The sequence below is a fragment of the Limnohabitans sp. TEGF003 genome (assembly GCF_055395455.1).
The window spans coordinates 1,650,543-1,670,262 of the sequence record NZ_AP029225.1; the positions used below are offsets into that span (position 1 = coordinate 1,650,543).

The following is a 19,720-nucleotide window of genomic DNA, read 5'->3' on the forward strand; positions in this document are numbered from 1 at the left end:
TTGGTGAATTCAACCTGCGAGAGAGATCTGAACATGGCTTACAAGAAGAAATACGCCGTGCTGGCGTTGGTGGGTGTGGGCGTGGCGTCTGGTGCCGCTTGGTGGCTTCAAAACAAAAGCGGTGCATCGGACGAGGCGACCAAGCCGGCCACCACGGCAGCTGCATCCGCAGGCCCAGCCAGAGCTCCGGCAGTGGAAGTCGCCAAAGTGGACACCATGACCTTGGTCGACGAAACGCAGGCGGTGGGCAGTTTGCGCTCGCGTCAGGGCGTCATGCTGCGGCCCGAGGTGGGCGGGCGTGTCAAACAGATCTTTTTCAACGATGGCCAGCGTGTGCGCAAAGGCCAGGTGCTGGTGCAGTTTGAAGACCAGCTGCAGCAAGCCCAGTTGTCACAGGCCAAGGCCGAGCTGTCGATTGCCGAGGCCAACCACAAGCGCAACCAGGAGCTGGTGACGCAAAACTTCATCAGCAAGCGCTCGCTGGATGAAAGCGGTGCCGCACTGGAGGTTTCTCGGGCCAAGCTGGCCTTGGCCGACGCCACCTTGCAACGGCTCAAAGTGCTGGCCCCGTTTGACGGCATCACCGGTCTCAAGCAGATCAACGTGGGCGATTACCTCAAGGACGGTGCCGACATGGTCAATCTCGAAGACATCGACGCCGTGTTGGTCGACTTCCGTCTGCCCGAGCGCTTTCAGGCCAAGATCCGGGCCGGCCAAAAGGCCCAACTGACGGTAGACGCCTTGCCGGGTCGCCCGTTCACGGCCATCGTGCAGGCGGTGGACCCCTTGATCGAGGCCAACGGCCGCTCGGTGGGGGTCCGGGGCTGCATCGACAACCGTCAGCAGCAATTGCGTCCGGGCATGTTTGCCCGGGTGAACGCGGTGTTCGGCGCGCGTGAAAACGCACTGGTGATCCCGGAAGAGGCCATCATCCCCCAAGGCGGTCGCACCTTTGTGGTCAAGGTTGTGGCGGGTGACAAACCCGACGTCCAGGTGTCCGAGCGTGTGGCGGTGAAGGTCGGCCTGCGCCAGCCGGGCAAAGTCGAAATTCTGGAAGGCTTGGCCGCAGGCGACACCGTGGTGACAGCAGGCCACCAGCGTTTGCAAAAAGACGGCACCGCAGTGCGGGTGGTGGATTTGTCCCAGCCCGGTGGTGGTCGACCTGCCGCTCGGGCGGGTCCGGCTGGCGCACCTGCGGGTGGCGCATCGGCGGCGCCTGCCGCATCGGCCTCTTCATCGACCGCTGTACCGGCTGGCCCAGCCCCTGCCAGCGCTGCCGCTCCGAGTGCGGCTGCCAAGCCCGTGGCCCTGTCGGGCCCCAACCCTTGCCTGAGGGGTGCCGATGCAGCTCGCTGAAGTCTCCATCCGGCGGCCGGTCTTGGCCGTTGTCATGTCCTTGCTGATCGTGCTGATCGGTGCGGTCAGTTTCAAAAGCCTCTCGCTGCGCGAGTACCCCAAGATCGACGAACCCACCGTCACGGTGACCACCCGCTATGTGGGTGCATCGGCCGAGGTGGTCGAGTCGCAGGTCACCAAACCTCTTGAGGATTCGATTGCGGGCATTGATGCGGTGGACGTCATCACCTCCATCAGCCGGGCCGAGCAGTCGCAGATCACCGTGCGTTTCCGTCTGGAAAAAGACGCCGACACGGCCGCCGCCGAAGTGCGTGACCGCACGTCTCGCGTGCGCAACCGCTTGCCGCAAGCCATCGAAGAGCCGGTGATCGCCAAAGTCGAGGCCGATGCCTTCCCGGTGATCTGGCTGGCCTTTTCGAGCGACACGCTCAACCCCTTGCAAATCAACGACCTGGTCAACCGGGTGGTCAAGCCACGCCTGCAGACTGTGACGGGTGTGGCCGATGTGCGTATTTACGGCGAGCGCAAATACGCCATGCTGGTGTCGCTGGACCATGCCCGCCTGTCGTCCTACAAGCTCACGCCGCAAGATGTGGAAGACGCCATTCGGCGCAGCAACCTGGAATTGCCAGCAGGGCGGATCGAGTCGACCAACCGCGAGTTCAGCGTGTCCTCTCAGACCGATCTGGCCCGTCCGGGCCAGTTTGGCGAGATTGTGATCCGCACCGTGAACGGCTTTCCCGTCAAGCTGCGCGATGTGGCCCAGATCAAGGAAGACGCCGCCAACGATCGCAGCAAGGTGCGTCTGAACGGTCAGCCCGCAATTTCTGCCGGGGTGATCCGTCAGGCCACGGCCAACCCGCTCGAGTTGTCCGCAGGCGTGCGCGAGATGATTCCCCGTCTGAAGGCCGACTTGCCGGGCGACATGGAAATCAATGTGGCCAACGACAACTCGGTGTTCATTGACCGCTCCATCAAGAACGTGTTTTCCACCATCGTTGAAGCCGTGGTGCTGGTGGCCTTGGTGATTTTCGTGTTCCTGCGCACCATCCGCGCCTCCATCATCCCGATCATCACCATCCCGGTCAGTCTGATTGGCGCGTTTGCCATGATGGCGCTGGCGGGCTTCACCATCAACACCCTGACCTTGCTGGCCCTGGTGCTGGCCATTGGTCTGGTGGTGGACGATGCGATCGTGGTGCTGGAAAACATTTACCGGCACATCGAGGAGGGGCTGGACCCGTTTTCAGCGGCCATCAAGGGGGTGCGCGAGATCAGCTTTGCCGTGGTGGCCATGACCATGACACTGGCGGCGGTGTTTGCGCCTTTGGCCTTCACGCCCGGGCGCACGGGCAAGCTGTTTGGTGAATTTGCCTTGGCGCTGGCCGGGGCAGTGGTGGTGTCCGGCTTTGTGGCCCTGACCTTGTCGCCCATGCTCAGCTCCAAGCTGCTGCGCCACAACCCCAATCCTGGCTGGTTTGACCGCAGCATGGAGCGTTGGCTCACGGCGCTGTCGACCGGCTACGAAAACCTCTTGCGCCGGATTCTGACGCGTGCCCGCTGGGCGGTGGTGTTGGTGATGATCGGCTCGGGTGTGGGCATTGCCTGGATTTACCCCACCATGAAGCAGGAACTCGCGCCCCTGGAAGACCGGGGCACGATTTTGGCCACGGTGAACGCCCCAGACGGCTCCACCCTGGAATACACCGACCGCTATGCCCGCTCGCTGGAGAAGTTCGGTCAGGCTTACCCCGAGTTCGACCGCATCTTTGCCAACATGGGCAACCCCACCGTGGGCCAAGGCACCGTGGTGTACCGCGCGGTGGACTGGGATGAGCGCAAGCGAACGACACTGGAAATCGCCCGTGAGCTGGGCGGCAAGTTCAACAGCTTGCCGGGCGTGAATGCCTTCCCCATCACGCCGCCTTCTTTGGGGCAAGGCTTTCGTGAGCGGCCCCTGAACTTCGTGATCCAGACCTCGGACAGTTACCAGAATCTGAACCTGATCACGCGGCAGATGATGGACGAGATCGCCAAGAATCCGGGCATTTTGTCGCCCGATGTGGACTTGCGCCTGAACAAGCCCGAGCTGCGTGTGGAGGTGGACCGCGTCAAGGCCGCCGAGTTGGGCGTCAGCATCGAGGTGGTGGCCAAAACCATCGAGACCATGCTGGGCGGCCGCGTGGTGACCCGCTACAAGCGCGATGCCGAGCAGTACGACGTGATCGTTCAAACCTTGCCCTCAGCCCGCAACACGCCGGACGACATCGACGTGATCCAGGTGCGCGGCCGCAACGACACCATGATCCCGCTGTCGAGTCTGGTGAAAGTGCGCGAGAGCGTGTCGCCGCGCGAGCTGAACCACTTCGGTCAGCGCCGCTCGGTGTCCATCACCGCCAACCTGGCGCCCGACTATTCGCTGGGTGAAGCCTTGAAGTTCATGGACGAAACGGCTGCCAAAGTGCTCAAGCCGGGTTACACCACCGAACTCAACGGCACCTCGCGCGAATTCAAGAACTCGCAAGGCGCTTTGGTGATCGTGTTTGTGCTGGCGCTGTTCTTCATCTTCTTGGTGCTGGCGGCGCAGTTTGAGAGCTTCATCGACCCCTTCGTGATCATGTTGTCGGTGCCGCTGTCCATGATTGGGGCGCTGTTGGCGCTCAAGTTCACGGGCGGATCGCTCAACGTGTACTCGCAGATCGGGCTGATCACGCTGGTGGGGCTCATCACCAAGCACGGTATTTTGATCGTGGAGTTCACCAATCAGCTGCGCGAGCAAGGCCTCGCCACGCAAGAGGCGCTGATCAAGGCCTCTGGTCAGCGGCTGCGCCCGATCCTGATGACCACCGGGGCCATGGTGCTCGGCGCGGTGCCACTGGCCTTGGCCACGGGTGCGGGCGCTGAAAGCCGCACGCAAATCGGCTGGGTGATTGTGGGTGGCATGAGCCTGGGCACCTTGCTGGCCGTGTTCGTGGTGCCCACCATGTATTCGCTCTTGGCCCGCAAGGCGGTGCCAGGACCGAACAAGACGGTGGCGCATGAGGAACCTGCAGCGGCAGGGCATTCGGCCGGGCATTGAATACCGGTGGGGCCAGCATTCGCGAGCGGGGGCAGTCACCCGAGTCTGGATGCCTTTCACCCTGTGGTAGGCCGCCCCTGCGGCCGAATGTTGACCTGTTTGCGGGCTGACATTCGCGAGCAGGGGCTCGCTCCCACGAAGTCATCAACCCTCAATCGGGCTTGTTGTGGGAGGCCGCCCCTGCGGCCGAATGCCTGAAGTGGCTCAGCACGCATTCGCGAGCAGGGCCTTGGTCAAAGGTGCCCGTCAAACATCATCACATCCACCTCGTCGCCCACCGCCACATGGCCTTGGTTGTGTCCCAACACGATCAGGCCGTTGGCCTGCACCATGGAGCTGAGCACGCCAGAGCCCTGGTTGCCGGTGGTGCAGACCACCAATTCGCCTGCCGCATTGGTGCTGACGATGCCGCGCTGGTATTCGGTGCGGCCGGGTTTCTTGCGCAGGGCTTCCGTGCTTTTAGCTTTGAGCAGTGGCAAGGGTGGCGCTTGCCAGCCCATGAGCTGCTGGAGAGCCGGGCGCACAAAGGCTGCGAAGGTGACCATGACGGCCACCGGGTTACCCGGCAGGCCAAACAGCACAGCCGAGCGCTCACCACGCTGGATGCGGCCCACGGCCATGGGGCGGCCGGGGCGCATGGCGATGCGCCAGAAGGCCACATCGCCCAGTTTTTTCATCATGGCCTTGGTGTAATCGGCTTCGCCCACGCTCACGCCACCGCTGGTGATGATGGCGTCGGCTTGATTTGCGGCATCCACAAAGGCTTGCTCCAGCGCGGCAGGTTCGTCGCGCACCACGCCCATGTCGATCAATTCACAGCCCAGCGCCTGCACCATGCCCGCCACGGTGAAGCGGTTGCTGTCGTACACCGCGCCTTCGCGGGGCGCTTCGCCCAGGCTCAGGATCTCGTCACCGGTTGAGAAATAAGCCACTTTGGGTCGGCGCCAGACCTTGGCCGTGGGCAAGCCCAGGCTGGCCAGCAGGCCGCAGGCGGCGGGGCCGATGCGGGTGCCGGCACGCAGGGCGGGCTGCCCGGCCATCAGGTCTTCACCCAACAAGCGGCGGTTGTCGCCCGCTTGCAGCAGGCCAGGGGGGATCTGCACCGTTTCGCCATCCACCTGGACCAGCTCTTGCGGCACCACGGTGTCCAGCCCGGCGGGCATGATGGCCCCGGTCATGATGCGCACGCATTCGCCGGCATTCACCGTGCCTTGCCAGGCCGCACCCGCCAAGGCGGTGCCCACCACGGTCAAGGCGGTGGGGCGGTCGGTTTGGAGTTCGGTGCCGCGAAAGGCGTAGCCGTCCATGGCCGAGTTGTCGTGCGGCGGCACGCTGATGGGCGAGACCACATCGCAGGCCAGGATGCGCCCGTGCGCCTGCATCAGGGGCACGGTTTCCTGTTCGCGCACGGGTTGCACCAGCTGGGCCAGAAAGTCGTTCACATGGCGGGCCGACAGGGCCTGCGGGTCGTAGCCTTGCAGGCGGTCAGCGATCTCGTTCAGCGACGGTGCGGGTAACAGGGTGGGTGACGGTGGCGTGGTCATGGTCTGCGCGGCCACGGCAAGCGTGGCGGGTGGGGTCAGAGGGCTTCGAGTTGCTGCAGTTCGGCCAGGGTGTTGGCATTGGCAAAGGCCTGGGGGCTGTCGCCGGGTTGGTCAAACGGCACGATGGCACAGCGGTGCTGGCCGGTCCAGGCGTCGATCTTGCGGCCACCGCCTTGGGTGAACTTCACCAGGCTTTCGAGCAGGTCGATTTTGAGCAGGCAAAACACGGGCTGCGGGCGCACCGCACCATCGGCCTCGGGCGCGGCGGCCATGGCGATATCGGCGTTTTGTTCAGCCATGGCGGTGTACAGGCGCTCCACCAGATCGAGCGGGAACATCGGCGTGTCGCAAGGCACCGTCAGCAGCAGCGGGGTTTCGCAGCGCTCCAGCCCGGTGAGGAAACCCGCCAGCGGCCCGGCAAACCCGTCGATGCTGTCGGGCCAGACCGGCACACCCAGCGATTCGTAGGCCGAGAGGTTGCGGTTGGCGTTGATCAGCACTTCTTGCAGCGGCAGGCTTTGCAGCTGCAGGCGCATCAGGGTCTGCAGGGCCAGCGGCAGGCCGCGGAAGTTTTGCAGGCCCTTGTCGATGCCGCCCATGCGCGAGCCGCGCCCGCCTGCGAGGATCAGGCCGGTGATGCCCGGTGCGTTGGGGGTATGGGGGTTCATGGCCTTCAGCCTCCGATGTAGCTCATTTCCACCCGGCGGCCGGGGCCGCTGGCGGTGTCGGGCCCGCGCAGGCTGCGCAGGCGCGAATATTGGTCGGTGCGTCTGCGCCAGATGGCGTTCACTGTGGCGGCCAGTTGCGCGTCGCTTTGCGTGGGGTCGCGCAGCAGCTGGCGCAGGTCGTAGCCCTGGCTGGCAAACAGACACAAATACAGGCGGCCTTCGGTGGAGAGGCGGGCGCGGTTGCAGTCGCCGCAAAAAGCCTGCGTCACGCTGCTGATGACGCCCACCTCGCCCAAAGCGGGGTCGTGTTGGCCCTGAGCGTTGGCGTAACCCCAGCGCTCGGCGGTCTCGCCCGGGGCAGACGGGTCGAGTTGCACCAAGGGCAACTCGGTTTGCAGCAGGCGGATCACGTCGGCGCTGGGCAGCACCTCGTCCATGCACCAGCCATTCGTCGCGCCCACGTCCATGTATTCGATGAAGCGCAGCACGATGCCCGTGCCCCGGAAGTGCCGGGCCATGGGCAAAATTTCGTGCTCGTTGGTGCCGCGTTTGACCACCATGTTGACCTTGATCGGTCCCAGACCTGCGGCCTGCGCCGCGGCAATGCCTTCCAGCACATCGGCCACCGGAAAGTCCACATCGTTCATGCGGCGGAAAACGGTGTCATCCAGCCCGTCCAGGCTCACCGTGACGCGTTGCAGTCCGGCGTTTTTCAGGCTTTGGGCCTTGCGGGCCAAAAGCGAGCCGTTGGTGGTCAGGGTCAGATCCAGCGGCTGGCCATTGGGTGTGCGCAAGGCCGCGAGCTGTTCGATCAGGATTTCGATGTTCTTGCGCAGCAGGGGCTCGCCCCCGGTCAGGCGGATTTTGCGCACGCCCTGGCCCACAAACACGCCTGCGATGCGGGTGATCTCCTCAAAACTCAGCAGCTGGCTGTGCGGCAGGTAGGCGTAATCCTTGTCGAACACTTCCTTGGGCATGCAATAGCTGCAGCGGAAGTTGCAGCGGTCGGTCACGCTGATGCGCAAATCGGTCAGGGGGCGACGCAGGCCGTCCAGGGGCAGTGCGCTCAGGTCTTGCCCCGAGGGCAGGGCAGGCAAAGGCAGGCTGGGATGGCGCTGGTCAACCAGCGGAATGACGCGTTCAGACATAGGGGCTCGATTGTGCCCGAGTGGGCGAGTCCCTGGCGGCGGTCAAACGGGCAGTCGCATGCCCTTTGGGGAGATCCGGGTCGCAAGCCCGGTGAAAGTAAAATCGGGGTTAATCCCTAGGATTTTCGTTTCTTCTCAACTTTCAAAAGCAGACACCATGTCCCTGAACAAAGTCACCCCCGGCAGCAAAGTGCCCGACGCATTCAACGTGATCATCGAAATCCCGATGAACTCCGACCCTGTGAAGTACGAAGTGGACAAAGAGTCCGGCGCTTTGTTTGTGGACCGTTTCATGGGCACCGCCATGCACTACCCCACCAACTACGGCTATGTGCCCCAAACCATTGCCGGTGATGGCGACCCGGTTGACGTGTTGGTGATGACCCCTTTCCCATTGCCCCCAGGAGTGGTGGTCTCGTGCCGCGCGATTGGCATTTTGCTGATGGAAGACGAAGGCGGTATGGACGGCAAGATTTTGGCCGTGCCCACCGAAAAAATCCTGCCCGTTTACGCCAACATCAAGGCTTTGTCCGACGTGCACGAGTTGCAACTCCAGCAAATCGCCCACTTCTTTGAGCACTACAAAGACCTGGAAAAAGGCAAGTGGGTCAAGGTCAAGGGTTGGGAAGGCGTGGAGTCCGCTGCCAAGGAACTGATGGACGGCATCGCCAACTACAAGAAGGCCTGAGCGCCTGGCTCTAGGGCTTCTGACAGAAGCCGTTGAACCCCAAAACGCCTGCCCGGTTTTCGCCGTGCAGGCGTTTTTCTTGGGTTTTACTGGGGCTTTTTCAGCGGTGAATGCTGTTGCAGCGCCTCCATGTAGTTCTCCACCCCCGCTTTTTCCCGCTCCAGAAAGCGCGCCACCGCTTCTGAAAACGCCGGGTGTGCCAGCCAGTGGGCGCTGTGCGTGGGGGTGGGCAGCAGGGCGCGGGCCATTTTGTGTTCACCTTGGGCCCCGCCTTCAAAACGCTGCACGCCGTTGGCAATGCACCATTCAATCGGTTGGTAATAACAAGCCTCAAAGTGCAGGCAGTCCACCCGCGCGAGCGCGCCCCAGTAGCGGCCATAGGCCACCTGCGGCTGGCCTTGGGTGTTCAGGTGCAGGCCGATCAGGCTGATGCCGATGGGCTGCCCGTCGCGCTCGGCCACAAACAGCAGCCAGTTGGCGGCCATGTCGCGGCGCATGGCGTCGAAAAATGCCGGGGTCAAATAGGGTGGGTTGCCGTGTTCCCAATAGGTTTGCTGGTAACAGCGCAGCAGCAAGGCCCAGTCGTCGCTGGTCATGTCGGGGCCGCGCACGGCGCGAAAGCTGACGCCCGACTCGTGCACCTTGCGGCGTTCCTGCCGGATTTTTTTGCGTTTTTCCTGGTTCAGGCTGCCCAAAAAGTCGTCAAAGTCGCGCCAGCCCTGGTTTTGCCAGTGGAACTGCACCTGGCTGCGCTGCAGCAAACCGGCTTGTTCGCAAGCCTGCAGGTCTTGCGGGCTGCCGAACAAGATGTGCAGAGAGGGGATGTCGTTGGTTTGGCAAAGCGCCAGCAAGGCAGCCAGCAGCGCCTGGCGGGCGGCATCGCTTTCGGCCAGCAAGCGGCTGCCGGGCACGGGCGTGAAGGGCGAGGCCACCAGGGCCTTGGGGTAATAGGCCAGACCGTGGCGCGCATAAGCGTCTGCCCAGGCGTGGTCGAACACATACTCGCCGCGTGAATGGGTCTTGAGGTAGAGCGGGCAGGCCGCGGCCAAGGCCAGGCCCGTGGGCGTCTCGCGCCACAAGCTGATGACTTGCAGTGTCCAGCCGGTCTCGGGCACGGCCGAGTGGCTGGTCTGCATGGCCGACAAATAGGCATGCCGCATGAAGGGGGATGGCGCATCTTGCCGGGCGAGCAAGCCGTCCCAAGCGCCAGGCTCGATGCCGCTCAGGTCATCCTGCACCCGGGTGACATAATTCAAGCTCACATTTTCCAGCACCTGTATGACTCTCCAAATTCGTGTGGCCCAGCTCAACTTCGTCGTCGGTGACATGCTGGGCAATGCCCGCAAGATCATCGATTTCGCCACCCGGGCGCATGCCGAGGGTGCGCGCTTGGTGTTGACGCCCGAGTTGTCGATTTGCGGCTATGCGGCGGAAGACTTGTTGCTGCGTCCGGCCTTCATCGACGCCTGCGATGATGCCCTGAAAACGGTGGCCCGCGAACTGGCTGGGTTAAAGGGCCTGCATGTGGTGGTGGGCCACCCCGAAGGCGGTGGCGTGCGCACCCGCAGCGTGGCCGTGACGCGCCGCCACAACCGCGCAAGCGTCTTGTGCGAGGGGCGCGTGGTGTGTGCCTACGACAAGCGCGAGCTGCCCAACTACCAGGTGTTTGACGAGCGCCGCTATTTCACACCCGGCAACGGGGTGGGGGTGTTCGAGGTCGAGGGCGTGAAGGTTGGCTTGTTGATTTGCGAAGATGCCTGGTTTGACGAGCCCGCCCGCCTGGCGCGTGACGCGGGTGCGCAGGTGCTGGCGGTGCTGAATGCTTCACCGTTCCATGCGGGCAAAGGCCCGGAGCGCGAGCAGCGCATGCGCGAGCGTGTGGCCGATTGCGGCCTGCCTTTGGTTTACGCCCACCTGGTCGGCGGGCAAGATGAGGTGATTTTTGAGGGCCGCTCGTTCGCCTTGAATGCGCAGGGCCAAGTGGTGGCGCGGGCCGAGGGCTTTCGCGAAGCGGAAATGACGGTGCAGGCCCAGCCAGCCGACACAGGTGTGGATCTGAGTGCTGCGCACGAGGCTTTGGTGCCCATGGCCGGAGCCGACGCCGAGTTGTGGGATGCGCTGGTGCTGGGTGTACGCGACTACCTGGGCAAAAACGGTTTTAAAGGCGCGATTTTGGGTCTGTCCGGCGGCATCGATTCGGCGCTGGTGCTGGCGATCGCGGTGGATGCCATCGGGGCCGACAAGATCCACGCGGTCATGATGCCTTCGCCCTACACGGCCGACATCAGCTGGATCGATAGCCGCGAGATGGTCAAACGCCTGGGTGTGCGTTACGACGAAATCCCGATTGCCCCTTTGTTTGACGGCTTCAAGCAGGCGCTGTCGGCGCAGTTTGAGGGTTTGAAAGAGGACACGACCGAAGAAAACATCCAGGCCCGCATTCGCGGCACGCTGCTCATGGCGCTGTCGAACAAGACCGGGGCGATTGTGTTGACCACCGGCAACAAGAGCGAGATGGCCACGGGGTATTGCACGCTGTACGGCGACATGGCGGGCGGCTTTGCGGTCATCAAGGACGTGGTCAAAACCCGCGTGTTTGACCTGGCCCGCTGGCGCAACCTTCATGATCCGTATGGCACGGGCAGCCAACCCATCCCCGAGCGCATCATCACCCGCCCGCCCAGCGCCGAGCTGCGCCCCGACCAGAAAGACCAGGACAGCCTGCCCGCTTATGAGGTGCTGGACGCGATCATCCAGCGCTACATGGAAAACGACGAGGGTGTGGAGGCGCTGATGGCCGACGGCTTTGAGCGGGCCGATGTGGAAAAAGTCACGCGCCTGATCAAGCTCAACGAGTACAAGCGCCGCCAGGCCCCGGTGGGCATTCGTGTGACGCACCGCAGCTTCGGCAAGGATTGGCGTTATCCTATGACCAACAAGTTTCGCGCCTGATGGCGTGTTTTGAACATCTTTGAAGGACTTTTCCCATGAAACAGATCACCGCCGTCATCAAGCCTTTCAAGCTGGAAGAAGTCCGTGAAGGCTTGGCCGAATGTGGCGTGACCGGTCTCACGGTGACCGAAGTCAAAGGTTTTGGCCGCCAAAAAGGCCACACCGAGCTGTACCGCGGCGCCGAGTACGTGGTCGACTTTTTGCCCAAGGTCAAGGTCGAGGTGGTGGTCAAAGACGAAGACGTGGACCGCTGTGTGGACGCCATCGTCAAGGCGGCGCGCACCGGCAAGATCGGGGACGGCAAGATTTTCGTGACCTCGGTCGAGCGCGTGGTGCGCATCCGCACAGGCGAGCAGGACGAAACGGCCATTTGAGGCGGGAGGCGTGTCCCTCCAGACTGACCCAGTCGATCAGAGCAGTTCGATTTTGGCGCGGGGCGCAAAGCCTGCTTTTTGCACCAGGTTTTGCAGCAGTGCCTCGGGCTCGGTGCCCAGAGTCACCAGTTCGGTTTGCCAATCGCCCATGAAACCGTCTTGCACCACTTGGCCAATGAAACCCATCAGGCCATCGTAATAACCCAGGCTGTTCAGGATGCCCACGGGCTTGTCGTGATAACCCAGTTGGCGCCAGGTCCAGACTTCAAACAGTTCTTCGAAGGTGCCAATGCCCCCCGGCAAAGCCAAAAACGCGTCGGCTTTGTCGGCCATCAGGCGTTTGCGTTCGTGCATGGTGTCCACCACATGCAGCTCGGTGCAGCCGTGGTGTGCCCACTCCTTTTCCACCAGGGCGGTCGGGATGATGCCAATCACCGTACCGCCTGCGGCCATGGTGGCTTCGGCCACCAGACCCATCAGGCCGTTGCGCCCGCCGCCGTAGACCAGTTGGCCGCCGTGTGTGCCAATCCAGGTGCCCACTTGCACAGCAATTTGCGCAAACTCAGGCTTGTTGCCTGGTTTTGAGCCGCAATAGACGCAGATGGAAAAGGCGGGTGAAGTCGTTTGGGATTTCATGAGAGTCAAGCCAGACGCTGCCAAAGTGCGCCCAGCCAAATGCCGCCACACAGCAGCAAACTGAGCAAAACGGCCGCGCTGCCCATGTCCTTGGCGCGTTTGGACAGGTCATGCCACTCCGGACCGATGCGGTCGATGGCCGACTCCACGCTGGTGTTGAGCAATTCCACGATCATGACCAGCACCACCGAGCCGGCCAACAAGGCGGTTTCGACCCAGCTTTGGCCCAACCAGAAAGCCAGTGGCAACAAGGCCAATGACAGGATGGCTTCTTGGCGAAACGCGGGCTCTCCCCATCCAGCCCGAAGGCCCTGGATCGAGTAACCCCCCGCATGCAGGATACGGTTCAGGCCTCGGCGTGCTTTTTGAGGGTTGACCTCTTGGTGGCGAGATGGCTCTTGCATGGTGCCGCTGGGGCTCAGGTTGTTCGTGCGGAAATCAGACGCGTGCCCGCAAGGGCATCGTGCCAGAACTGACGCTGTGGGTGAAAGCGGCTGAGGATGGCCCAAATCGCCACCCAGCCCAGGGTCAAAACGGTCACTTCAATCACGGACAAGCGGAAGGGGGCCGCTGCCGCAAGGGGCGGAAGAAACCACAACCAGCTGGCCATGTAGCGCTTGAAAGCGAGTTTGCGACTCACCCTTTGTCCTTGCAGATCGACCATTTCGATGCGCCAGGTTTTCATGGCCAGCGTCTGGCCACGGTGCCACATCCAGATGAAGTAAACCCCCAGCACCAGAAAGCTGATGGCTTGCAGGCCGGATTTCAGTTGGGTGTGGAGGTTCATGTCGCCGGGGGCCAGGCCGGTCAGCCAATATGCGGCGATGAAGTACACCAGCCCGGAAGACACCATGACCCCAAACAGCAGCATGCCTTCATAGAGCCAGCAGGCCATGCGGCGGGTGAGTGAAGGCGGGGTGAGGTCCAGAGCAGGAGAGGGGGGCGAACCGTTTGGCGTCATGAGGGGGCGGTTTCTGTGGCTTGGCGAACGCCATCCGGCGCTCCAGTCGTGGACGGCGTGGGCACATCGGGTGCGGGCGCTGCCAGTGCCGCGGGGCGCGGCAAAAGGGTTTTGCGGTCAATGGCGATGGTGGCCGCTGGTGCGCTGCCAGGTGCAGCCTTCAAGGGCGTTTGAACCAGGCGGTGAGGCTCCAGGGGTTTGGCGGTCGGTGCCGCATTCTTGGGCAGCGGCTTGGAGCCGGCTGAGAGCAGGCGTTTTTCTTCGGCGGGCAGGGCCTGGTAGGCCTCCCATTTGGCTTTTTTGTCTTCTTTGGGCAGATTTTGCAGCTTGTTGAAGTTCAGCCGTGCCAAATTGCGTTGCTGCGGGCTCAGGGCCACCCAGTCGGCCATCCGCGCATGCATGGTGATCTGATCCGTCACGGACAGTTGCGTGAAATTGGTCGAAATGGCCAGCCATTTGTTTTGCTGCTGGGGTGTCAAGGCCCCCCACTGTGCGCCCAAAGGTGCCAAAGCTTGTTTTTGCTGGGGGGTGAGTTGTTGCCAAGCTTTCGAGACCGGACGCGGCTGAGCCTGTGGCGTGCTGGTCTGGCCTGGTGCTGCTGCAGGCGTTTGCGGTTCGGAGGGTTGCGCCGACACGGTGCTCAAACAAGCCGACAAAAGCCAAGCGCCGCCCAGTTTCAGGGCGGCACGCAGGCGCATGGGTCGGCTGGAATGGCGTTCAGTCATGGCTCGTGGGGTGGCCAAGGCTTTGCTTCAAAAACTGGGCGAAACCGGCATCGGTGTAAGCGTCCGGGGGCAATTCGTCGGTGAGCAAGGCCGAGTCGGTTGCGGCGATTTCGGATGTGATGTGGTCTTGCTGGATCCATTGAATGGCCATCAAGCCGATCACCAAAGCCAGCAGGGGCAAGGCAGAGGCCAGGATGCTCCACAGGTTCAGGCCTTCATCAGCGGGGGCGGTCAAGGTGCCGTTGCTGTTGATCTGTGTGTTGTTGGCCAGGCGTGACTGCACCAGCGGCTTGCGCTGCGCCACGGCCAACTGCCGGGCCACGCGCAGCCGTTCGCTGATGTCATGGGGCAAGTCTGCAGCGGCCAGCGTCAGCTGGCGCGAAAAATGCTGGCCCCAGCGGTCCACGTCTTGTTCGGTCGGTGTATGGGGGTGTTTCATGGTCTGATTCCTTGTGTGCCCAAGGTTTTGCTCAGGGCTTGAATGGCCCGAGAACAATGGGTTTTGACGCTGCCTTCTGAGCAGCCCATCACTGCGGCGGTCTCTGCAACGTCCAGCTCCTCCCAGTAACGCAGCAGGAAGGCTTCTCGTTGACGTGCCGGCAGGGCCATGACCGCTGTTTCGATGTGTTCCAAGGTCTGAAGTCGGCCCACCCAGTCTTCGGCGCTCTCAGACCCGGCATCGCCGGAGCTGTCCGTGGTCACTTCCAGCAGGTCAAAGTCGCCTTCTGCATCCGCACCGCTGAAATCCCCCAAGTTGCTGAAAACGGCGTTGCGGGTCTTTTGCCTGCGAAACCAGTCCAGCATGGTGTTCGACAGGATGCGCTGAAACAGCAGGGGCAACTCGCTGACGGGTTTGTCGGCGTAGTTGGTACACAGCTTGATCATGCTGTCTTGCAGGATGTCCAGGGCCGCATCCTCGTTCCGGACATGGTAGAAGGCGCGTTTGAACGCTTTCTTTTCCATGTTTTTCAGAAATTCTGAGAGTTCGGAGTCGGATGCCAACTTTTATTCAGCGCCCGTGTCGGCGGTGCGCTTGCCAGTTTTGGAAAATGAGGGGGGAACTTGGCGGCCGGTGGGGGCCGCCGTCCAATGGGTGCGAATTATGGCATCCGAAGGCCGCGCGTCGCGAAATCCGGAAAGAGCGTTTGACAAATGCGATAATGCGCGATTGCAATTGAAAAAAAGCAAACGGATCACCGTCCGGCACTTTTACAGTTTGGTGCCCATGTCTGTGGTCTCAAGTCCCAAAGCCACTTCACAAGAGTCGAGCCCAGGGGCACCCAAGGTTTTTCGTTAGAGAAATTCACAAAGGTTGAATATGGAAATGAACAAGGCCGATACGGCACACACTTCTGCCGGCGCTCAGGAATTGCGCGGCGCAGAAATCCTCGTCAAAGCGCTCCAAGCTGAAAACGTGCAATACGTCTGGGGTTATCCCGGCGGTGCTGTTCTTCACATTTACGACGCTTTTTACAAACAAGACACCATTCAGCACGTTTTGGTGCGCCACGAGCAGGCTGCCGTGCACGCGGCGGACGGTTTTGCCCGTGCCACGGGCGAGGTGGGTGTGGCGCTGGTCACGTCGGGCCCTGGCCTGACCAATGCCGTGACCGGCATTGCCACCGCCTACATGGACAGCATCCCCATGGTCATCATCAGCGGGCAGGTGCCCACTGCGGCCATTGGCTTGGACGCTTTCCAGGAGTGCGACACCGTGGGCATCACCCGCCCGATCGTCAAGCACAACTTCCTGGTCAAAGACGCCAAGGACATGGCCACGGTCATGAAAAAGGCGTTTCACATTGCCCGAAGCGGCCGTCCTGGCCCGGTGGTCGTCGATGTGCCCAAGGATGTTTCCTTCAACAAGACGCTGTTTTCGGGCTACCCCGAGTCGGTCGAGATGCGTTCTTACAACCCGGTGCGCAAGGGCCATGGCGGGCAGATCCGCAAGGCTTTGCAGTTGTTGATGTCGGCCAAGCGCCCCTACATCTATACCGGTGGTGGTGTGCTGCTGAGCAATGCCAGCGCCGAACTTCGCGCCCTGGTGGACATGCTGAATTTCCCGGTCACCAACACCTTGATGGGTTTGGGTGCTTTCCCGGCCACCGACCGCCGTTTCCTGGGCATGTTGGGCATGCACGGGACGCTGGAAGCCAACAATGCCATGCAAAACTGCGACGTTTTGCTGGCCGTCGGTGCCCGTTTTGACGACCGCGTGATCGGCAACCCCAAGCACTTCGCTTCGGTGGACCGCAAGATCATCCACATTGACATCGACCCGTCCAGCATCTCCAAGCGCGTCAAAGTCGACGTGCCAATTGTGGGCGACGTGAAAGACGTGCTGACCGAACTCATGGGCATGATCCGCGAGTCCGGCCTCAAGCCTGATGCGCAGGCGCTGAGTCAGTGGTGGGAAACGGTTGAAGGCTGGCGCAGCCGCAACTGCATGAAGTACGACAACAGCAACAATTTGGTGATCAAGCCGCAAAAGGTCATCGAGACCTTGTGGGAGATGACCAAGGACGCGGATGCGTACATCACTTCCGACGTGGGGCAGCACCAGATGTGGGCGGCCCAGTACTACAAGTTCAACGAGCCTCGCCGCTGGATCAACTCCGGCGGTCTGGGCACCATGGGTGTGGGCATTCCTTACGCCATGGGCATCAAACTGGCCAAGCCCGACAGCGAAGTGTTCTGTGTCACCGGCGAAGGCTCGGTGCAGATGTGCATCCAGGAATTGTCGACCTGCCTGCAGTACAACACGCCGATCAAGGTACTGGCCCTGAACAACCGCTACCTGGGCATGGTGCGCCAGTGGCAAGAGATTGAATACTCCGGCCGCTACAGCCACAGCTACATGGACGCCTTGCCCAACTTCGTGAAGTTGGCAGAAGCCTATGGCCACGTCGGCATTCTGGTGGAAAAACCGGAAGATGTGGAACCTGCCTTGCGCGAGGCCCGTCGGTTGAAGGACCGCACCGTTTTCCTGGATATCCGCACGGACCCGACCGAGAACGTGTTCCCCATGGTTCAGGCTGGCAAGGGCATCACCGAGATGCTCATGGGCGTGGAGGACCTGTAATCATGAAACACATCATTGCTGTACTGATCGAAAACGAAGCGGGCGCCTTGTCCCGCGTGGTGGGGCTGTTCTCGGCCCGTGGCTACAACATCGAGTCCTTGACCGTGGCCCCGACCGAAGACCCGAGCCTGTCGCGCATGACCATCCAGACCACCGGGTCGGACGATGTGATCGAGCAAATCACCAAACACCTGAATCGCCTGATCGAGGTGGTCAAGGTGGTCGACCTGACCGAAGGCGCTTACACCGAACGCGAGCTGATGCTGGTGAAGGTGCGCGCCGTGGGCAAGGAACGCGAAGAAATGAAACGCATGGCCGACATCTTCCGTGGCCGTGTGATCGACGTCACCGACAAGAGCTACACGATTGAGCTCACCGGTGATCAGTCCAAGAACGACGCCTTTTTGGAGGCGATCGACCGCAGTGCCATTTTGGAGACCGTGCGCACGGGTGCGTGCGGTATCGGGCGCGGCGAGCGCATCCTGCGCGTCTAAACCCACTCTTTGAACCTGTTTATTCCTAAGGAGAACCCTGTGAAAGTTTTTTACGACAAAGATTGTGATCTGAGCGTCATCAAGGGCAAGACTGTTGCCATCATTGGTTACGGCTCGCAAGGCCACGCACACGCCCAAAACCTGAACGACAGCGGCGTCAAAGTGGTCGTCGGTCTGCGCAAAGGCGGCGCATCGTGGGACAAAGTCGGCAAAGCCGGTTTGACCGTGATGGAAGTCAACGACGCAGTCAAAGCCGCTGACGTGGTCATGATCTTGTTGCCCGACGAGCAAATCGCCGAGGTTTACAACAACAACGTCGCCCCCAACATCAAGCAAGGCGCTTCCTTGGCGTTTGCCCACGGCTTCAACGTGCACTACAACCAGGTCGTTCCCCGCGAAGACCTGGACGTGTGGATGGTCGCGCCCAAGGCCCCCGGCCACACCGTGCGCAACACTTACACCCAAGGCGGCGGCGTGCCCCATTTGGTCGCGATCCACCAGGACAAGAGCGGCAAGGCCCGCGCTTTGGCCCTGAGCTATGCCATGGCCAACGGTGGCGGCAAGGCCGGCATCATCGAAACCAACTTCAAGGAAGAGACCGAGACCGACTTGTTCGGCGAGCAGGCTGTTCTGTGCGGTGGTGCGGTCGAGCTGATCAAGATGGGTTACGAGACCCTGGTGGAAGCCGGCTACGCCCCCGAAATGGCCTACTTCGAGTGCTTGCACGAGCTGAAGCTGATCGTGGACCTGATCTACGAAGGCGGCATCGGCAACATGAACTACTCGATCTCGAACAACGCCGAGTACGGTGAGTACGTGACCGGTCCTGAAGTCATCAACGAGCAGTCGCGCGAAGCCATGCGCAACGCCTTGAAGCGCATCCAGACTGGCGAATACGCCAAGATGTTCATCCTGGAAGGCAAGACCAACTACCCGAGCATGACCGCACGTCGCCGCTTGACTTCGGAGCACTCCATCGAAGTCGTGGGTGCCCAGCTGCGCGCCATGATGCCCTGGATTGCCAAGAACAAGCTGGTCGACAAGACCCGCAACTGATCTGGCCCTTGGGCGAGTTTGAAAAAGGCCACTGCGGTGGCCTTTTTCTTGGGCGCTGGGTCTGCCTTAAACTCCGCTGACACGGGATGGCTCCGAAAAACCGTTACAGGAATGGACGATGAACAAAGTCAACGACACCGCTGAAGACGCCGAAGTCGCCGCACCGGTGCGCAAACCCTCCAAGGGCATTTACATGCTGCCCAACATGATCACGCTGGCCGCGCTGTTTGCCGGTTTTTACGCGGTGGTCATGGCCATCAATGGCCGTTTTGACCTGGCCACGGTGGGCATTTTCAGTGCCATGGTGCTCGACAGCCTGGATGGCCGGGTGGCCCGCATGACCAACACCCAAAGTGCGTTTGGCGAGCAGATGGATTCGCTGTCGGACATGGTGTCGTTTGGTGCCGCGCCTGCCTTGATCGCCTACGTCTGGACTTTGAAGGAGCTGGGCCGTTGGGGCTGGATTGCCGCTTTTGTGTACTGCGCTTGTGCCGCGCTGCGCTTGGCACGCTTCAATGTCAACACGGGTGTGGTCGACAAGCGTTATTTTCAAGGTCTGCCCTCGCCAGCCGCTGCAGCCTTGGTGATGGGTTTTGTGTGGATCATGTTTGAAAACGCTGTGCCCGCCAAAGCGGTGTCGTGGGGCATGTTCGCCGTGTGCCTGTTTTCGGGCCTGACCATGGTGACCAATGTGCCGTTTTACAGCTTCAAGGACATGCACATGAAAAAGAGCGTGCCGTTTGCCACGCTGGTGCTGGTGGCTTTGGGCATCGCAGCGGTGAACATCGACCCGCCCACCGTGTTGTTCGGTTTGTTCGTGGCTTATGGCCTGAGCGGTTACGTGATTTATGTCTGGCGCAAGGCCAAAGGGCAGCCGACCAGCATGATCAGCACCTCCACCGACGAGCCCGAAGAGCGTGGCTTACACCAGTGATGTCCTGTGCACGACAAGGCCTG

Annotated in this window: 19 protein-coding genes; 9 read left to right on the forward strand and 10 right to left on the reverse strand. The window is 61.8% G+C overall.

Going from position 1 to position 19,720, the window contains the following annotated elements:
• The first annotated feature begins 33 nt into the window (after positions 1–33).
• Complete coding sequence (locus ACZ5RT_RS08160; RefSeq protein WP_464454147.1) at positions 34–1,356, forward strand: efflux RND transporter periplasmic adaptor subunit; 1,323 nt, start codon at positions 34–36, stop codon at positions 1,354–1,356.
• Positions 1,343–4,435, forward strand: a complete 3,093-nt coding sequence (locus ACZ5RT_RS08165; RefSeq protein WP_464454148.1) for an efflux RND transporter permease subunit — start codon at positions 1,343–1,345, stop codon at positions 4,433–4,435. The genes ACZ5RT_RS08160 and ACZ5RT_RS08165 overlap by 14 nt, the downstream gene beginning before the upstream one ends.
• 233 nt (positions 4,436–4,668) lie before the next feature.
• On the opposite strand, the gene moeA is transcribed toward ACZ5RT_RS08165, so the two are convergent.
• Genes moeA through moaA form a run of 3 tightly spaced genes read right to left on the reverse strand, consistent with a single transcriptional unit; the run spans position 4,669 to position 7,795 of the window.
• On the reverse strand, positions 4,669–5,979 hold the full coding sequence (gene moeA, locus ACZ5RT_RS08170) for a molybdopterin molybdotransferase MoeA (protein WP_464454149.1): 1,311 nt from the start codon (positions 5,977–5,979) through the stop codon (positions 4,669–4,671).
• Between the two features lie 35 nt (positions 5,980–6,014).
• Positions 6,015–6,647: a molybdenum cofactor guanylyltransferase MobA gene (mobA, locus tag ACZ5RT_RS08175; protein WP_464454150.1), complete on the reverse strand. Its 633-nt coding sequence runs from the start codon at positions 6,645–6,647 to the stop codon at positions 6,015–6,017.
• A 5-nt stretch (positions 6,648–6,652) separates the two neighbouring features.
• A complete protein-coding gene (moaA, locus tag ACZ5RT_RS08180; protein ID WP_464454151.1) occupies positions 6,653–7,795 on the reverse strand; it encodes a GTP 3',8-cyclase MoaA in 1,143 nt (380 codons plus the stop codon).
• 157 nt (positions 7,796–7,952) lie between these two features.
• On the opposite strand from moaA, the gene ppa reads away from it, so the two are divergent.
• Positions 7,953–8,483 (forward strand): inorganic diphosphatase, encoded by a 531-nt coding sequence (ppa, locus tag ACZ5RT_RS08185; protein ID WP_464454152.1) that lies wholly within the window; start codon positions 7,953–7,955, stop codon positions 8,481–8,483.
• An 86-nt stretch (positions 8,484–8,569) separates the two neighbouring features.
• Here ppa and ACZ5RT_RS08190 read toward each other — a convergent pair whose 3' ends face one another.
• Positions 8,570–9,757, reverse strand: coding sequence for a GNAT family N-acetyltransferase (locus ACZ5RT_RS08190; RefSeq protein ID WP_464454153.1), 1,188 nt, complete (start codon positions 9,755–9,757; stop codon positions 8,570–8,572).
• A 4-nt stretch (positions 9,758–9,761) separates the two neighbouring features.
• Between ACZ5RT_RS08190 and ACZ5RT_RS08195 the strand changes: the two genes are divergently transcribed.
• Complete coding sequence (locus ACZ5RT_RS08195) at positions 9,762–11,435, forward strand: NAD+ synthase (RefSeq protein WP_464454154.1); 1,674 nt, start codon at positions 9,762–9,764, stop codon at positions 11,433–11,435.
• Positions 11,436–11,470: 35 nt separating this feature from the next.
• Positions 11,471–11,809, forward strand: a complete 339-nt coding sequence (locus tag ACZ5RT_RS08200; protein WP_108427832.1) for a P-II family nitrogen regulator — start codon at positions 11,471–11,473, stop codon at positions 11,807–11,809.
• A 36-nt stretch (positions 11,810–11,845) separates the two neighbouring features.
• Here the strand turns inward: ACZ5RT_RS08200 and ACZ5RT_RS08205 are convergent, their stop codons facing one another.
• The 6 genes from ACZ5RT_RS08205 to ACZ5RT_RS08230 form a co-directional block, all read right to left on the reverse strand.
• Positions 11,846–12,445, reverse strand: a complete 600-nt coding sequence (locus ACZ5RT_RS08205; protein WP_464454155.1) for an LOG family protein — start codon at positions 12,443–12,445, stop codon at positions 11,846–11,848.
• 5 nt (positions 12,446–12,450) lie between these two features.
• Entirely contained in the window at positions 12,451–12,849 is a 399-nt protein-coding gene (locus tag ACZ5RT_RS08210; protein ID WP_422172319.1) for a diacylglycerol kinase, read from the reverse strand.
• A 14-nt stretch (positions 12,850–12,863) separates the two neighbouring features.
• Complete coding sequence (locus ACZ5RT_RS08215) at positions 12,864–13,340, reverse strand: RDD family protein (RefSeq protein ID WP_464454156.1); 477 nt, start codon at positions 13,338–13,340, stop codon at positions 12,864–12,866.
• 62 nt (positions 13,341–13,402) lie between these two features.
• A complete protein-coding gene (locus tag ACZ5RT_RS08220) occupies positions 13,403–14,131 on the reverse strand; it encodes a DUF3106 domain-containing protein (RefSeq protein ID WP_291928734.1) in 729 nt (242 codons plus the stop codon).
• Positions 14,124–14,570: a DUF3619 family protein gene (locus tag ACZ5RT_RS08225; RefSeq protein ID WP_291928716.1), complete on the reverse strand. Its 447-nt coding sequence runs from the start codon at positions 14,568–14,570 to the stop codon at positions 14,124–14,126. Before ACZ5RT_RS08225 ends, ACZ5RT_RS08220 begins: the two co-directional genes overlap by 8 nt.
• Entirely contained in the window at positions 14,567–15,133 is a 567-nt protein-coding gene (locus tag ACZ5RT_RS08230) for an RNA polymerase sigma factor (RefSeq protein ID WP_291928714.1), read from the reverse strand. Before ACZ5RT_RS08230 ends, ACZ5RT_RS08225 begins: the two co-directional genes overlap by 4 nt.
• 316 nt (positions 15,134–15,449) lie before the next feature.
• On the opposite strand from ACZ5RT_RS08230, the gene ACZ5RT_RS08235 reads away from it, so the two are divergent.
• From ACZ5RT_RS08235 to pssA, 4 genes are all read left to right on the forward strand, one after another.
• Positions 15,450–17,213 carry an acetolactate synthase 3 catalytic subunit gene (locus tag ACZ5RT_RS08235; RefSeq protein WP_291928711.1) on the forward strand — a complete coding sequence of 588 codons (1,764 nt, stop codon included), beginning with the start codon at positions 15,450–15,452 and terminating at the stop codon, positions 17,211–17,213.
• Positions 17,214–17,215: 2 nt separating this feature from the next.
• Positions 17,216–17,707: an acetolactate synthase small subunit gene (gene ilvN / locus ACZ5RT_RS08240; RefSeq protein ID WP_089953931.1), complete on the forward strand. Its 492-nt coding sequence runs from the start codon at positions 17,216–17,218 to the stop codon at positions 17,705–17,707.
• A 39-nt stretch (positions 17,708–17,746) separates the two neighbouring features.
• Positions 17,747–18,763: a ketol-acid reductoisomerase gene (gene ilvC / locus ACZ5RT_RS08245; RefSeq protein ID WP_108427839.1), complete on the forward strand. Its 1,017-nt coding sequence runs from the start codon at positions 17,747–17,749 to the stop codon at positions 18,761–18,763.
• 118 nt (positions 18,764–18,881) lie between these two features.
• On the forward strand, positions 18,882–19,697 hold the full coding sequence (gene pssA / locus ACZ5RT_RS08250) for a CDP-diacylglycerol--serine O-phosphatidyltransferase (protein ID WP_108427840.1): 816 nt from the start codon (positions 18,882–18,884) through the stop codon (positions 19,695–19,697).
• The last annotated feature ends 23 nt before the right edge of the window (positions 19,698–19,720 follow it).

What these genes read in the sequence shown, in the direction of transcription:
- ACZ5RT_RS08220 (WP_291928734.1), bottom strand. Translation starts at nt 14,131, where the DNA reads ATGACTGAACGCCATTCCAGCCGACCCATGCGCCTGCGTGCCGCCCTG.
- pssA (WP_108427840.1), top strand. Translation starts at nt 18,882, where the DNA reads ATGAACAAAGTCAACGACACCGCTGAAGACGCCGAAGTCGCCGCACCG.
- ilvN (WP_089953931.1), top strand. Translation starts at nt 17,216, where the DNA reads ATGAAACACATCATTGCTGTACTGATCGAAAACGAAGCGGGCGCCTTG.
- ACZ5RT_RS08225 (WP_291928716.1), bottom strand. Translation starts at nt 14,570, where the DNA reads ATGAAACACCCCCATACACCGACCGAACAAGACGTGGACCGCTGGGGC.
- ACZ5RT_RS08165 (WP_464454148.1), top strand. Translation starts at nt 1,343, where the DNA reads ATGCAGCTCGCTGAAGTCTCCATCCGGCGGCCGGTCTTGGCCGTTGTC.
- ACZ5RT_RS08235 (WP_291928711.1), top strand. Translation starts at nt 15,450, where the DNA reads ATGGAAATGAACAAGGCCGATACGGCACACACTTCTGCCGGCGCTCAG.
- ACZ5RT_RS08215 (WP_464454156.1), bottom strand. Translation starts at nt 13,340, where the DNA reads ATGGCCTGCTGGCTCTATGAAGGCATGCTGCTGTTTGGGGTCATGGTG.
- mobA (WP_464454150.1), bottom strand. Translation starts at nt 6,647, where the DNA reads ATGAACCCCCATACCCCCAACGCACCGGGCATCACCGGCCTGATCCTC.
- ACZ5RT_RS08200 (WP_108427832.1), top strand. Translation starts at nt 11,471, where the DNA reads ATGAAACAGATCACCGCCGTCATCAAGCCTTTCAAGCTGGAAGAAGTC.
- moeA (WP_464454149.1), bottom strand. Translation starts at nt 5,979, where the DNA reads ATGACCACGCCACCGTCACCCACCCTGTTACCCGCACCGTCGCTGAAC.
- ACZ5RT_RS08210 (WP_422172319.1), bottom strand. Translation starts at nt 12,849, where the DNA reads ATGCAAGAGCCATCTCGCCACCAAGAGGTCAACCCTCAAAAAGCACGC.
- ACZ5RT_RS08160 (WP_464454147.1), top strand. Translation starts at nt 34, where the DNA reads ATGGCTTACAAGAAGAAATACGCCGTGCTGGCGTTGGTGGGTGTGGGC.
- ACZ5RT_RS08195 (WP_464454154.1), top strand. Translation starts at nt 9,762, where the DNA reads ATGACTCTCCAAATTCGTGTGGCCCAGCTCAACTTCGTCGTCGGTGAC.
- moaA (WP_464454151.1), bottom strand. Translation starts at nt 7,795, where the DNA reads ATGTCTGAACGCGTCATTCCGCTGGTTGACCAGCGCCATCCCAGCCTG.
- ppa (WP_464454152.1), top strand. Translation starts at nt 7,953, where the DNA reads ATGTCCCTGAACAAAGTCACCCCCGGCAGCAAAGTGCCCGACGCATTC.
- ACZ5RT_RS08205 (WP_464454155.1), bottom strand. Translation starts at nt 12,445, where the DNA reads ATGAAATCCCAAACGACTTCACCCGCCTTTTCCATCTGCGTCTATTGC.